The organism is Amycolatopsis sp. NPDC033938 (genome assembly GCF_055575975.1).
On record NZ_JBVIRO010000022.1, the window covers coordinates 21,570 to 33,623 of the forward strand.

Annotated in this window: 14 protein-coding genes; 8 read left to right on the top strand and 6 right to left on the bottom strand. The window is 64.4% G+C overall.

Features of this window, described 5'->3' with window-relative positions; translation table 11 throughout:
* Window positions 1-797 precede the first annotated feature (797 nt).
* On the top strand, window positions 798-1,016 hold the full coding sequence (locus tag ACZ5ZX_RS35870; RefSeq protein ID WP_465506422.1) for a hypothetical protein: 219 nt from the start codon (window positions 798-800) through the stop codon (window positions 1,014-1,016).
* A 63-nt stretch (window positions 1,017-1,079) separates the two neighbouring features.
* Here ACZ5ZX_RS35870 and ACZ5ZX_RS35875 read toward each other — a convergent pair whose 3' ends face one another.
* Entirely contained in the window at window positions 1,080-2,279 is a 1,200-nt protein-coding gene (locus tag ACZ5ZX_RS35875) for a vanadium-dependent haloperoxidase (RefSeq protein WP_465506423.1), read from the bottom strand.
* A gap of 203 nt (window positions 2,280-2,482) precedes the next feature.
* On the opposite strand from ACZ5ZX_RS35875, the gene ACZ5ZX_RS35880 reads away from it, so the two are divergent.
* Both ACZ5ZX_RS35880 and ACZ5ZX_RS35885 read left to right on the top strand, forming a co-directional pair.
* Complete coding sequence (locus tag ACZ5ZX_RS35880; RefSeq protein ID WP_465506424.1) at window positions 2,483-2,995, top strand: hypothetical protein; 513 nt, start codon at window positions 2,483-2,485, stop codon at window positions 2,993-2,995.
* Between the two features lie 77 nt (window positions 2,996-3,072).
* Complete coding sequence (locus tag ACZ5ZX_RS35885) at window positions 3,073-3,573, top strand: hypothetical protein (protein WP_465506425.1); 501 nt, start codon at window positions 3,073-3,075, stop codon at window positions 3,571-3,573.
* A 28-nt stretch (window positions 3,574-3,601) separates the two neighbouring features.
* On the opposite strand, the gene ACZ5ZX_RS35890 is transcribed toward ACZ5ZX_RS35885, so the two are convergent.
* A complete protein-coding gene (locus tag ACZ5ZX_RS35890; RefSeq protein ID WP_465506426.1) occupies window positions 3,602-4,234 on the bottom strand; it encodes a CGNR zinc finger domain-containing protein in 633 nt (210 codons plus the stop codon).
* Between the two features lie 127 nt (window positions 4,235-4,361).
* Between ACZ5ZX_RS35890 and ACZ5ZX_RS35895 the strand changes: the two genes are divergently transcribed.
* The gene (locus ACZ5ZX_RS35895; RefSeq protein WP_465506427.1) at window positions 4,362-4,805 is read left to right on the top strand and encodes a carboxymuconolactone decarboxylase family protein; all 444 of its coding nucleotides are present in this window, start codon (window positions 4,362-4,364) and stop codon (window positions 4,803-4,805) included.
* An 89-nt stretch (window positions 4,806-4,894) separates the two neighbouring features.
* Complete coding sequence (locus tag ACZ5ZX_RS35900; RefSeq protein ID WP_465506428.1) at window positions 4,895-5,356, top strand: nuclear transport factor 2 family protein; 462 nt, start codon at window positions 4,895-4,897, stop codon at window positions 5,354-5,356.
* 71 nt (window positions 5,357-5,427) lie between these two features.
* Here ACZ5ZX_RS35900 and ACZ5ZX_RS35905 read toward each other — a convergent pair whose 3' ends face one another.
* A complete protein-coding gene (locus ACZ5ZX_RS35905; protein ID WP_465506429.1) occupies window positions 5,428-6,312 on the bottom strand; it encodes a LysR family transcriptional regulator in 885 nt (294 codons plus the stop codon).
* Between the two features lie 199 nt (window positions 6,313-6,511).
* On the opposite strand from ACZ5ZX_RS35905, the gene ACZ5ZX_RS35910 reads away from it, so the two are divergent.
* Window positions 6,512-7,924 (top strand): MFS transporter, encoded by a 1,413-nt coding sequence (locus ACZ5ZX_RS35910; RefSeq protein ID WP_465506430.1) that lies wholly within the window; start codon window positions 6,512-6,514, stop codon window positions 7,922-7,924.
* 37 nt (window positions 7,925-7,961) lie between these two features.
* Here the strand turns inward: ACZ5ZX_RS35910 and ACZ5ZX_RS35915 are convergent, their stop codons facing one another.
* Entirely contained in the window at window positions 7,962-8,279 is a 318-nt protein-coding gene (locus ACZ5ZX_RS35915; protein ID WP_465506431.1) for a cytochrome P450, read from the bottom strand.
* Between the two features lie 73 nt (window positions 8,280-8,352).
* Entirely contained in the window at window positions 8,353-8,769 is a 417-nt protein-coding gene (locus ACZ5ZX_RS35920; RefSeq protein WP_465506432.1) for a hypothetical protein, read from the bottom strand.
* Window positions 8,770-9,691: 922 nt separating this feature from the next.
* Here ACZ5ZX_RS35920 and ACZ5ZX_RS35925 point away from each other — a divergent pair.
* Window positions 9,692-10,018, top strand: coding sequence for a WhiB family transcriptional regulator (locus ACZ5ZX_RS35925; protein ID WP_465506433.1), 327 nt, complete (start codon window positions 9,692-9,694; stop codon window positions 10,016-10,018).
* A gap of 623 nt (window positions 10,019-10,641) precedes the next feature.
* On the opposite strand, the gene ACZ5ZX_RS35930 is transcribed toward ACZ5ZX_RS35925, so the two are convergent.
* Window positions 10,642-10,926: a winged helix-turn-helix transcriptional regulator gene (locus ACZ5ZX_RS35930; RefSeq protein WP_465506531.1), complete on the bottom strand. Its 285-nt coding sequence runs from the start codon at window positions 10,924-10,926 to the stop codon at window positions 10,642-10,644.
* Between the two features lie 339 nt (window positions 10,927-11,265).
* On the opposite strand from ACZ5ZX_RS35930, the gene ACZ5ZX_RS35935 reads away from it, so the two are divergent.
* On the top strand, window positions 11,266-11,742 hold the full coding sequence (locus tag ACZ5ZX_RS35935; protein ID WP_465506434.1) for a cupin domain-containing protein: 477 nt from the start codon (window positions 11,266-11,268) through the stop codon (window positions 11,740-11,742).
* The last annotated feature ends 312 nt before the right edge of the window (window positions 11,743-12,054 follow it).

Sequence of the window (12,054 nt, forward strand, 5' to 3'; positions counted from 1 at the left end):
TTACGCACCGACTGTGGTGGGCCTCGCCGATCGCCAACGCGAGAAGCGGCAGGACCGCGAGTCCGTCGGGTCAGGTACTGGGAATGATCGATAGTTTGATTCTGCCTTCTTGTGACCGTGCACATCGCGGCACGGCCTCGTCCGAGGGAACTCTGTCCGCGCTCTCCATACGAGGGAGGTATGCAATCAATCGAGTACTTTCTTCCTTGGTCGGATGGCGTCCGTTCGGCGGTGATACTGGATCGGTTATGGAGATACCGGATTTCTCATGGCAGCGCTCTTGTTCGTCGGGCGACGGCCGAGGATGATGACGGCATTGTCCGATACAGAGGGGGTAGTGATGCGCAGCCGGGATTGGTGACGTCACGTCCACAGGTCGCACGCCTGAGCGGGGCGGCGCCGCAATGGTGCCGCTCCGCGCGCGTTCGTACCGGTCATTGTTCGTTTCCTCGGGTTCCCGTCGAGCGCGGCTTGGTGAAATTGTCTGAACATGGCTATATCTGACTGGACCGACCCACGGCGAGCTCTACGTGCGGCCAATACCCTGCTGGCAGCACCGTTACCCGAAATGCTCGAGCGTTTTTCGGATGTTCTGTCGGAACTCGTCGTGCACCGCGCGGTGGTGATGATGACCGGAGACTGCGCCCGATCGCCGTTGATGAGCCACGGGACCGCCGAGGGAGCCGGCGGGATCACGAGCGCCGAGATGGAGTCACTGGCCCGGCGAGTCGATGTGGGCGTCCCTTGGCTCGGCGAGGCCCGGCTCGGCGGGCGCTTTGCTGGCGGCTCAACATGGGATGAACTGGGTGAACCTCGGCCTCCCGCCGGGATGGAACGCCGGCACGACCTCGGAAAACGACTTGAACCGGCTCGGGGTGTGGCTCGGCGCGGCGGCACAGTCGAACGTCGACGAAGGGCCGGAGAAGGTGCACAAGTCCGATCTGCTCACCGCGGCACACCTCGGCAGGCGGGTCGCCGAGCAGGCTCATGTGGTTCGCCGTGGACGGTCAAGTTGAGCGGAAACCTGGCTGGGCGGTGCATCGAGGTGCCGCCCAGCCAGGTGGATGGCAAGTGCCGTATCACGAAAGCAGCCGCTCGAACCCGGCCAACGTGTTGGAGGCCACGCGGCTCCCGAGGCCGGCCCCGACGTTGTCGGAGTGACGGAAGTGGATGCCGGACCAGACACGGGCGTCGATGTTGTCCCGGGTCAGCTCGCACCATGCCTTGTAGGTTTTCACGACCGAAGGCGCCGTCGGACTGGTGAGCTGGAACTCTCGGGCGGCGATCGGCCCGCGCAGGACGGTCAGGACCCGCTCGGCCGAACCCGCGTAGCCGGAGTGCCCGCTCGGATACTCCGGGAAGGCGGGAGTGACGTGCAGGGGCGTCCACTCCGGGGTGTCACCGGACCGCAACGCGGTGACGGGACGCCAGAAGAGGTAGGCGTATTTGGCGTCGGAGACGGCGATCTCGGTGTCGACGGCGGCCACATGGAACGTCGCGACCAGCCGGGCCCGGTCGGCTGGTGAGCCCTTCGATTCGGTGAGGGCGGCCCTCAGCACTCCGGTGAATCCCAGGACCGAGGACTGGTACCAGAACGCCGCCGTGTCGGTCTGTGCCGGTGTTCGTACCCCGCTGTCGACGGCGCCTGTGCGCGCGACCTCCGCGAGGTCCTGGCGATAGAGGAGCGAGTCGAGCGCCGGCGGTGGTCCAGGGCGGAACTGGTTCGCATGGTCGAGCAGGAAAGGACGTGCCTTACGGAAACCCGCCTGTTTGGCTTCGCGGAACCCGGGTGGTGTCGGCTGCCAGACACCGGGTCCTGGGGCAGGAGTCGGGAACGGCGCGTTCATCGAAGCGGGGTCGAGGCCGTCGTTTTCGCGTTCCGAGAGCACCTTGGCCGCCTGCGCGCGGCCCGCTTCGACTCCGCATCGAGTGCCCGGCCCGTCGGGGAGTCGCTGAAGGGTTTCGGCCAGCCGGGCATCGAGGCGTTCGGCGTGCTCGGGGGCGAGCCTGCGCAGCGATGTGTGAACGGCGGACGCCACCGCCGCTTCGGCGAACGGGCTCGGGCACCGCGTTTCGCGGACGGCTCTCGCGGCACCGAGCCAAGTCACGGCCCAGTTCCTGCTCTGGGTGACGTACGGGTCGGGGTGAGGTGCCAAGGCCTCGGCGGTGGCGTCGAACCATTCGATGGTGACGTCGGTGGCGCGGCTTCCGGCGATCGCCGTTCCCGCGGTAGCCAGCAAGCCGGTCAGTAGCACCACGAAGATCATTTTGATTCGCACGTCTCGAGGCTAGCTCAATAGCGGGCGAGGCTCTCCTGGAATTGTGAAATGTGACCTATCGACCGTGAAGCCTTTTCTTCCATGCATAGTCGAGTTTCATTGATGCAGGATTATTTATCTTGAAATGCGTGCTCTCTTGCGGGCGAAAATCCGAAAACGTGGTTGGCAAGTAACAAACTCGGATAGCATCGCGTTGCCCTTGGATGGAACTCGATTCGGGAGTTGGGATGAAGATACGCAAGGCACTACTGCTCACCGCCGCGGCCGTGATGGCGTCGGCGCTGGCGCCGACGGTCGTGCACGCGGACGAAAAGGCCGAGAGCTGCTTGACTTACACCAAGCGCTATTTCCTCGGTTCGGGTAGCACCATCACCCTCCGCGTCGCTTATGTGGATGTGGCGCTGAAACTCTGTTTCGACGATGTGGGTGTCAGCTCGGCGGTGCCGACGCAGACTGTCGGCACGACGGGGCCGGGTGCGGCGACAGGCTGGGAGGTCACCACCGGTCCGGCCATTGTGGAGGATCAGCGGCCGCGGCATGTCAAGGCGAAGTACAGCGGTTCGCTTCGCAACTGCATCGTTCAGATCAACCCGATTTGTTCACCCGCGGCACCTTATGAGATCTATGCCGAGTACGCGCCGCCGGAGATCGGGCCCGTCGCCCCGTTCTTCACCCACGGCCCGGACGGTGATGTCCACTATTACGAGGACGCCTGACCTTTGCTGACGCTCGGTACGGCCGAACGCGGCAGGCGTTCGGCCGTACCGAGCGGGTAAAGGAGTTGGCCGCGGACATGGTGTACGTACGGCGAGTCGTGGTGGTGACCGGCGATGGTCAGTATCGCGTCGAAGATTCCGGCCCGTTCGGGGTGGCGTCGGCTTGGGTCGACTCCGCGGACGGGCTGACCGCCGGTGAAGAGGGCTGGATGGTCGTCCTCACCGGGATGGAGTGGGGAGATCTGGACGTCATCGTCGAGATGCTCGACGGGCCGCCGGAGAACATCGCGCCGGGGTGGGAGGCGATCGCGGAACGTTCGCTCCGTGTCGCCGGGCAGACGGTCAACCTGCTCTCCGGCACCTCAGCCCTGCAAGCCGCCTTGCCCGTGTTCTCCCCGGGTTGGCATGCGATCCGGGTTCATGCTTCCGGGCGTATGAGCCGTCGGCGCAGGAACCACGCGCCGGATGGTGAAGAAGTGCACCTCCTGCAGATATGGCCCTCGGCGGGCGGAGAACCGAGCCGCTTGCTCAAGGGCCCGGATGCTTACGGGAAGCTTTTCCTCGGAAGATCACGTTGAACGCCTGGGCATGGGATGGCGGGATCCGTCAGTGGGTCTGTTCGGCGTTGTCGGCTCGGCCGTGGCGGGCGTAGTGCCTTGCTGCGCGGGCGCGGTTGCCACAGGCGGCTGAGCACCATTCGCGGCGTGGGTGGTCTTTGACGAAGTAGAGCACGCAGCCCGGGGCGAGGCAGGCTCGCAGGTCGAGGTCGTTCCACTTCCCGAGGAGCCCGATGGCTTCGGTGGCCAGTGTGCTGATCAGCGCTTCGTCCGGTCTGCCTGCTGTCTGGGGCCTCTCCGTGACGACGCCGTCGTCGGTGACTACGAGAGTCGGCCAGGTTTGTGCGAGCCGGGCGCTCTGGTTGATCGTCTGGATGGCCGTTCCGAGATTCGTGATCGCGGACTTTGCCGGCTTTCGGGGATCGCCGGTCCGCTCGGCTGCGAGCCGGCGCAGCGCATCGCGCAGGTGTCGCAGACGCACCAGTCCTTGACTGGACAGCTCGTCGGCGCACTCGGGTACGGATTGTCGATGCTGACGCAGGGCGACGAGCCACCGCCGAGCGTCCTCGATCGAAGCAAGGGAGTCGTGAACGCCGTGCCGGTCGGCCCAGATCGTGTTCATCAGCTCGATCGGCAGCGCCTGTCCCAGGAGCGGGGCGGTGGGGAGCTGCGGGGTGGGCATGTGTCCAGTCTAGCGTCTTCTAACGGATGGAGCACCTTCCAAGCGTTTGACGTCCGAAGAGGAGTGCGGTTGAATTCTAACGGTAAATAGCTTATCTACCCGTTAGAAACGGTTCAGGAGGTCCACCGTGCCCATCACGTTCGCTCCGATCGATCCCGCGACCGCCACAGGTGCCGCGAAGGAGCTGCTCGATCAGGTCCAAGAGGCCCTCGGCACCACTCCGAACATAACCAAGGCGATGGCGAACAGCCCTGCTCTGCTGCGCGGCTACCTTGCCCTCTCCGGCGCGCTGGCGAAGCTTCCTGAGTCCGAGCTCGAGGCCGCCCGTGACGTGAAGTCGGCTGATCCGCACACCGCTGCTCTGCTCAGGCTGTCCGACGAGATCCTGCGTTCCCGTGGTTCGGTCGCCGAGGACGCGATCGCAGCCGCGCGAGCCGAGGGTGTGAGCGACGCGGAGATCGGCGAGGTCGTCGGTCACCTCGCGCTCAACGTGCTGACGAACTACTTCAACGTGCTGGCCAAGGTGGAGAACGACTGGCCGGTCACCGTCACCCCTCGTTCCCAGGCCTGAGCGCAGCGGCGATGGTGCGACCGGCCGCCCCGCCCCGCGCCCGCCTTCGTCCCCTCGCGGCCATGGCCCCACACCACGAAGGAAACCTCATGCCCGTGTCCCGTCCGCCGTTCCCGCCCTTCGATGAGGAAACGGCCCTGAATAAAGTCCAGGCTGCCGAAGACGCCTGGAACACCCGTGACCCGCACCGTGTCGCTCTCGCGTACACGCCCGACTCCGTGTGGCGTAACCGAGACACCTTCGTCACCGGCCGCGACGCGATCGTGGAGTTCCTCGCCGCCAAGTGGGAACGCGAGCAGGACTACGCGCTGCGCAAGAGCCTCTGGGCCTTCCGCGGCAACCGGATCGCCGTCCGCTTCCAGTACGAGTGGCACGACCACGAGGCCCAATGGTGGCGCAGCTACGGCAACGAACTGTGGGAGTTCACCGACGAGGGACTGATGTCGCGCCGGGAGGCGAGTATCAACGATCTGGCGATCAGCGAGGCGGAGCGTCGGATCGTCGGCCCGCGTCCGGCCCATGAGCACGGAGTCGACATCCCCGTCCGGTAGCCGGAATCCCCGACGGCGGCGGGTCGATCGACCCGCCGCCGGGAAACTCCTTTGGTGACGCCATTATGTGGTTATGCGGCCAGTTCTCTGACGACCGCGGCGAAGGCGGCGACCAGAGGATTGGTGCTCGACACCGGGTAGGCGAACGCGATCCGCAACGGCTCGATATCGGTGATCGGCAGCCAGACGAGGTCCGGCCGGGCGTAGTAGGTCGCCATCGACGAGGGCCCGATGCAGATCGCCAAGCCACTCGCGACCTGCTCGAGCATCTCTTCGACATTGTCGTTCTGCGGTCCCCACACCGGTTCTGAGCCATCTGGGCGCGGGTTCACCGCCCACCAGTCCACCCAGGGTCTGGGTGCTTTGCTCGTCCACATGACCGGTTCGGTCCGCAGGTCCATGATGGTCACACTGTTCCGCTCCGCCAGGCGATGACCGGCGGCGAGTCCCGCCATCCGCTGCTCCCGCGCGACGACTTCGGTATGCAGACCCTCGGTGTCGGCGGGCAGCCAGATGAAGGCCGCGTCGACGAGGCCGTCTCGGACCGCCGCGACCTCGCCGCCCCAATCGAACCGCTTGGGTTCGATGACGACATCCGGAAGACGCTGGGCGAACCGCGCACGCGCCCTGTTCGTGAGGGGGCCAGCCCCGGATGCTTCGAACCCGATGCGCAGCACCCGGCCTTCCAGCGCGGCTACTCCGCGTACCGTCCGCTGCGCGGTCTGCCAGTCGGACACGAGTGCGGTGGCGAGCGGCACGAGTGCCTCACCGGCGGCGGTGAGGAGCACCTCACGGCTGGTCCTGGTGAACAAGGTGACGCCGAGGTCGGTCTCGAGTTGCCGGATCTGCCTGCTCAGTGACGGCTGGGTGACGTACAGCCGCTCGGCGGCCCTGGTGAAGTTGAGTTCCTCGGCGACCGCGGCGAAATACCGGAGGACACGGGTGTCGACGTCCATCTCGTGCCTCTCTTGACCAGGTGACCTATACGTGCAGCGTATGGCGAGAAGCCTTGGACGTGTGGGGTTCTTCCCTGTTTTGCTGACGCGGACGGCACCCATCGCGAGCGTGTTCGTGCCGGCCCCTCATCCAGCACACCCGTAGGCCGATCATCCGTGCGCGGGGGTGCGTCCAGTCCACGCACAGGAGTACATCACGATGGTTTCCGAAATCGAGCCGGTGTCGCGGCCGGACTTCCATGAGGCCCGGCGCCGGAGGCTCGCGATCGTCGTCCTGGCCGCCGCGCTGGCATTGGACGCGGGAGGTGTGGCCGTCGTCAACGCCGCGCTTCCCGCTATCGGGCAGGACCTCGGTATCGACAACGCGGACCTCCAATGGACGATGACCTCCTATGCGGTCACCTTCGCCGGATTCCTCCTGTTCGGCGGAAGGGCGGCGGACGTTCTCGGGCGTCGTCGTGTGTTCATCCTGGGCGTGGGGCTGCTCACGGCGGCCACTGTGCTGGCCGCCGCTGCCCCCACCGCAGGGATCCTCATGCTCGCGAGGGCGCTGCAGGGGGTGGGAGCCGCGCTGTCGGGCCCCGCGTCACTCGCGCTGGTCACCGAGATGTTCCCCGAGGGAGCCGCGCGGAACCGGGCCTTGGCCGTGTACACCTCGGTCGGGGCCTCCAGTTTCAGCGCGGGTGTCGTCGTCGGAGGTGTGCTGACCGATTTCTTCAGTTGGCGCGCGGTGTTCATGTTCAACCTCGTCATCGGCATAGGCGTGCTGATGACGGTTCGCCTTGTCATCCCTCGCTCCGAGGGGAACCGTGAACCCCTGGACATCGTGGGCGCCACGATCGTCACCAGTGGACTCCTCTTGGCGGTGTTCGGGTTGGGCCGGGCCGGGCACGCCGGCTGGGACGACAAGTGGACGCTTTCGTCGCTGGTCATCTCGGCGGTGCTGTTGTCGGCGTTCGTGATCTGGGAGGCGCGCACCGCGAACCCGCTTCTGGATCTGGCGATCTTCCGCAAGGCGACCGTGTCGGCCGCCACCGTAGCGGCGGTGGCGTTCTTCACCGCCGTGCTGGCGGTGCTGTTCTTCGCGCCGCTGTACCTCCAAGGACTACTGGGGTATTCGCCGCTGCAGTCTGGTTTGGCGATTCTTCCGATGGGGGTGGTCGTGGTCCTGAGTTCGACCATGGCGGGGCGCGTGATGGTCCGGGTCGGACAGCGGAGGCTGTTGATCACCGGATTACTGCTGATAGCGGCGGGTGTGGCGTTGTGGGCCTTGACCCCCTTGGACGGCAGCTACTGGGCGCACGTTCTTCCTGCCGTGGTCGTGATGAGTATCGGCCAGGGCATCGCTTTCGCCGGGATGACCGCGGCCTCCCTGACAGGTGTTCCGCAAGGTGATCACGGTGTCGCAGGAGGGCTGAACGTCACCGCGCAGCAGCTCGGGGGCAGCGTCGGAGTCGCCGCGCTGGTGACACTCGCGGCGTCGGTCGGCTCGACGGAGACGCCTGCGTCCACACTCGCCGGCTATCACGCCGCCTATTACGCGGCTGTCGTACTCCTGTTGGTGAGCTCTGGCGGTATCGCCGCACTCCTGCGCGGCACCCGGGCTTCGTGAGCCGCGGTGGCCGCCGGAAACCGGCGGCCACCTGGCTCTACTTCGGGACGAAGGTCGCCCGGAACCCGTATGGCGCGAGCAGGTTGTGGAAAACAGGCTTGACCGCCAAGGCGTCTGGCGCGATCACTCGATAGTGTCTGGTCAGCCAGTACATCGTGAGCACCAGCTGCGTCACGCCGAGACGCGTGCCCAGACATACCCGAGGTCCGGCGCCGAAGGGGATGTAGGCGTACTTGTGGATCGGTTTGCCGCCGTTCAACCAACGTTCGGGGTCCGCGGAATCGGGGGACGGCCACCATCGGCTGTCGCGGTGCATCAGGTAAGGGCTGAACATGATCTGGGTTTTGGGTTCCATGCCATCGACGCGGCCGGCACGCCATACGCGGCCAGCAGGATGCCTCTGATGAGTCGCTGCGCCTGAATCTCGCTCAGCGCGGGCCGCGCAGCCAGGAGGACATCGAGAAGATCACGAGGTGCTCGGGAACGGTGGCCCACTTCCTGTGGGCGACCTTCTCGGTCAGCACGTCGAGTGTCTTCTTGCGTGCTAGCCGGAAACGTCTGAGGGTCGGGGAGGGGAACCAGGAAGGCAGCACTTCGGACCTACCGGAAAGCGGTGCGATGGCTTTGGTGCTTTCGACGACGACTTCGGGAATGCCGTCGGCATCGGGGCCAAGGCAGAAGTCTGCTGCCGCGTAGCCGGAATATGCCTCCATCAAGGTGAGGACGTCGACCTCGCGGCCCGCCGTGCCGTTCACCCGCCGTTCGAACAGCAGACGAAGTCTCGTGGTGTGGGCCGTCGCGGCGTCCTGGTTCAGTCCTCGCCACCCCGAGCGCCGCGCGGTCATCCACAACCGTGAGTCCGCCGCACTACGGGTGGCGTCGAATCGGGTGGCGACCGGGGAGCTCTCGCTGGAGAAGTCATCGTTGGTCCGGGTCAGCAGTGTGTGCACGAGATCCGGATCGCGTACGACGATCGTCCTCTTGTCGTGGCGAAGACATCGCCGTATTCGTCATGGCACCGCATGAGGAACCCCATGCGGTCTCGGTCGTACTCGAACGTGTTGCCGGCCAGCCAGTGGCCCTTCGGCCCAGGGGGTCGAAGCCGCCTTGCGGGTCGACGACACTGACCAGTGGCGTCAAGAGACCCATGGTTCAGGCGACCGCAGATTTTCATCTTCGTCCACGAACGGCAAGGTGCGCGAGATGCACAAATACGGGAGTTCGATAACGGACACCACATCGGCTGTGTGCGGAGTCTTCATCCTTCCTCTGACCTGGGGATCGCGGTCCGCGTCATGTGGCTGAAGCCGGAATGAAACCGTATTTCTTGAGAGCGACCCCGGATTGTGATAGCAAGGGCTGGTCGGTGTTGAGTGTTGACACGAAAAAAGAAGGCTGATACGCCTTGCTTTCAAGGTGTGATCCCTGGGGCCGATGGAGCGCATGCTGTTTATGGATGAGACAAAAAACATCAGATGTAGATCGTCTGCGGGTGACAAAAAATTTCTCTGTGCGGCCAGCGTGCGAGCTCGGGAGCTGTGGCGGCTGGCCTCGGCGACCGGAATCCCGCCGATGACACTCTTTCAGCGTCATCGGTATCTCGTCGGTGACGAGGCTTTCGAGACCGGTCGTTCCGACGAACGGAGGCGCCGGGGAGGTGTCGGCTCAACCGATGTGAGCACAGAGGGAGACACGCTCATGGGGGCAGGAGCGCAGGCTTTTCGTCCTCCCGTGGTGTGTCGAACACCAGGGTAGGGAGCTGGGGGTATGGAAACCAGCCAGTCGAGCTGGCGGGTCAATGCGTCGTGCCGCGACACCGATCCGGACGGTTTGTTCGTCCGGGGAGCGGAACAGAACCGGGCCAAGGCGGTATGCCTCGGTTGCCCGGTCAGGACGGAATGTCTCGCCGAAGCGCTCGATGGCCGGATCGACTTCGGTATCTGGGGAGGTATGACCGAACGGGAACGGCGGGCGCTGCTGCGGCGGCGGCCGGATGTTTCCAGCTGGGCGGATCTGCTGGAAGCGGCGAAGCGCAGGTTCACCGGGATCGAGGCGGTAGATGAGAGATCGCGAGTTCAGGTGCAGGGCCCTTAATGGATGCCCTGATCCACAGGTCCGTTGCCAAGGTGCGGACGACGATCGACTGTCGCCGGGTTCGTGACCATCCCGTCCTCGACCACGTTGTGGCCACCGTGTGCCAACCGGGAGTGACGTGACGTTCCGAGCAGCGAGTCGAGGATACGATCGGCTCTCGGGGACGTCCCATCTCGATGAAGGCTAAAAGCGTTTCGTTTGGTGAGAATCAGCTGTTTCACTTTCAGGTACGCGCGTAGGTGGAGCTGCAGAAGTCGACCTGGTTCAGGCCCGGGTGTCCAAGTCATGCCGCTCTTCGGTGCCGACGGGACAGGTGCTCGATCGGTGGCCGGGCGATGACGCGAATCGGCCGCGGTAAGCGTGTTTTACCGTGCGCCTCCCATGATGCTTGTCTTCGGGACGGTGATCCAAGCAGCTAAGTAGGCGATCTTCGAGGAGTCAACCAAGACTCGGTGATCGAAGTGTTTCGGTTATGTGCATGACGTGGGAGGTGCTCGACAAGTGGGTTCGGCAACGAATCCGATGACGAGTTTCGCGCCTTCGTCACAGAAAATCGTTCTTTCGGCGCAAGGATGAGTGCACGCTCTCAGCTGCATCACCCGCAAGGGTGAGTTGGTGATCTGCTACCACTTGATCTCCTCGATGCGTTCCAGATTTTCTTCACCCCAGGAGCCGAGGGGAGCCATCGCGTCGTTGAGTGTCTCGCCGAAATCGGTCAGTGAGTACTCCACCTTGGGTGGGACCTGGTGATACACCTCGCGGTGGACCAGGCCGGCGGCTTCCATCTCGCGCAGTTGAAGGATCAGCACCCGTTCGCTGATGCCGGGTACCGCGCGCCGAACCATCCCGAACCGTAGCGGCCCGTCCTGGAGCGCGAACAGGATCAGTCCTTTCCATTTTCCGCCCATCACGGCGATCGCTGCATCGAGACCGCAGGTGAACCTGCGCTTCTGGGTTGGCTGCACCGGCTTCTTCCTTGCCTCGTTGTCAGTACTCGAAAATTGTCAAGTTCTTGCAAGAACGCGCGCCAAGGTTCGATTATGTCCTGGACAGGGAAGTATCGCCAAAGTGCTCCGGTGTGGGTCACATCGCGTCCCAAGTCGGCCGGAGTGCCGAGAATCGTGTGGAACCAGCGACCGGTCCGCGGTCTGACGCGCGGGACTTCAAGCCGGCTTCACGCAGGCGGAGTCCGTTGGCAGCCCGGCATGGACCGGGCATAGTGGCGGGTACGTTCATCAGGAGGTGCCATGTCAGACGAAGAGATCGTGCTCGGCCCGCTGCCGAAAGGGATCACCCCCGCGAACGAGGCCATGGGGTCGAAGGTGTGGAACGTGTTCGGCCATACCTACACGATGAAATCATCCAGTGAGTCGAGTTTCGCGTTCGAGACGTATGACCCGCCTGGAACCGGGGTGCCACCGCACGTGCATCCGCGACAGGATGAGCACATCTACGTTCTGAACGGGGTCTTCACCCTCTACATCGATGGGAAATGGGAAACAGCCGGCCCGGGTGACACCGTGCGGATGCCCAAGAACCTTCCACACGCGTACTACAACCGCGGCGATGTGCCGACCAGAGCGTTGTTCTGGGTGAGCCCTGCCGGTCAGCTGGCTTCCTTGTTCGACAAGCTGGACAAGACCGAGAACATGGAGGAGGGGCTGAGTGTGGCGAGCCAGTACGGTGTGGACTTCCTCCCGCCAGGGGCTGTCGAAGGTGTCTGACCCGGCGAAGTTCTATATCTTGAACGGTATCGCCAGATGGCTCTTCGCATTGTCCACAGCTTGAATGAAGACCTTTCCTTCGTGATACTCGAGAAGTGATAGCGCATGTCGTGCTGTGTGAGCACGTACTCTGGATAGGGGGTGTGCGATGCGGAACCGTGAGTATTGATAGTCGGCGAGACCTGCGGTAATCGAAATAGAGCGCGATGATCCGGAGGCTGCGGAGGGCGCGAGTCCTGGAATCAGGATGCCGCACCGTGTACGAGGTGACGGAGGCGGTATCGGTCTTTGTGGTAACGGTGAATCGGTGCA

Excerpts from the sequence above, each read along its gene's own strand:
- ACZ5ZX_RS35870 (WP_465506422.1), top strand. The coding sequence starts at position 798 with ATGAACTGGGTGAACCTCGGCCTCCCGCCGGGATGGAACGCCGGCACG.
- ACZ5ZX_RS35880 (WP_465506424.1), top strand. The coding sequence starts at position 2,483 with ATGGAACTCGATTCGGGAGTTGGGATGAAGATACGCAAGGCACTACTG.
- ACZ5ZX_RS35885 (WP_465506425.1), top strand. The coding sequence starts at position 3,073 with ATGGTGTACGTACGGCGAGTCGTGGTGGTGACCGGCGATGGTCAGTAT.
- ACZ5ZX_RS35890 (WP_465506426.1), bottom strand. The coding sequence starts at position 4,234 with ATGCCCACCCCGCAGCTCCCCACCGCCCCGCTCCTGGGACAGGCGCTG.
- ACZ5ZX_RS35900 (WP_465506428.1), top strand. The coding sequence starts at position 4,895 with ATGCCCGTGTCCCGTCCGCCGTTCCCGCCCTTCGATGAGGAAACGGCC.
- ACZ5ZX_RS35905 (WP_465506429.1), bottom strand. The coding sequence starts at position 6,312 with ATGGACGTCGACACCCGTGTCCTCCGGTATTTCGCCGCGGTCGCCGAG.
- ACZ5ZX_RS35910 (WP_465506430.1), top strand. The coding sequence starts at position 6,512 with ATGGTTTCCGAAATCGAGCCGGTGTCGCGGCCGGACTTCCATGAGGCC.
- ACZ5ZX_RS35915 (WP_465506431.1), bottom strand. The coding sequence starts at position 8,279 with ATGGAACCCAAAACCCAGATCATGTTCAGCCCTTACCTGATGCACCGC.
- ACZ5ZX_RS35920 (WP_465506432.1), bottom strand. The coding sequence starts at position 8,769 with ATGACCGCGCGGCGCTCGGGGTGGCGAGGACTGAACCAGGACGCCGCG.
- ACZ5ZX_RS35925 (WP_465506433.1), top strand. The coding sequence starts at position 9,692 with ATGGAAACCAGCCAGTCGAGCTGGCGGGTCAATGCGTCGTGCCGCGAC.
- ACZ5ZX_RS35930 (WP_465506531.1), bottom strand. The coding sequence starts at position 10,926 with ATGGGCGGAAAATGGAAAGGACTGATCCTGTTCGCGCTCCAGGACGGG.
- ACZ5ZX_RS35935 (WP_465506434.1), top strand. The coding sequence starts at position 11,266 with ATGTCAGACGAAGAGATCGTGCTCGGCCCGCTGCCGAAAGGGATCACC.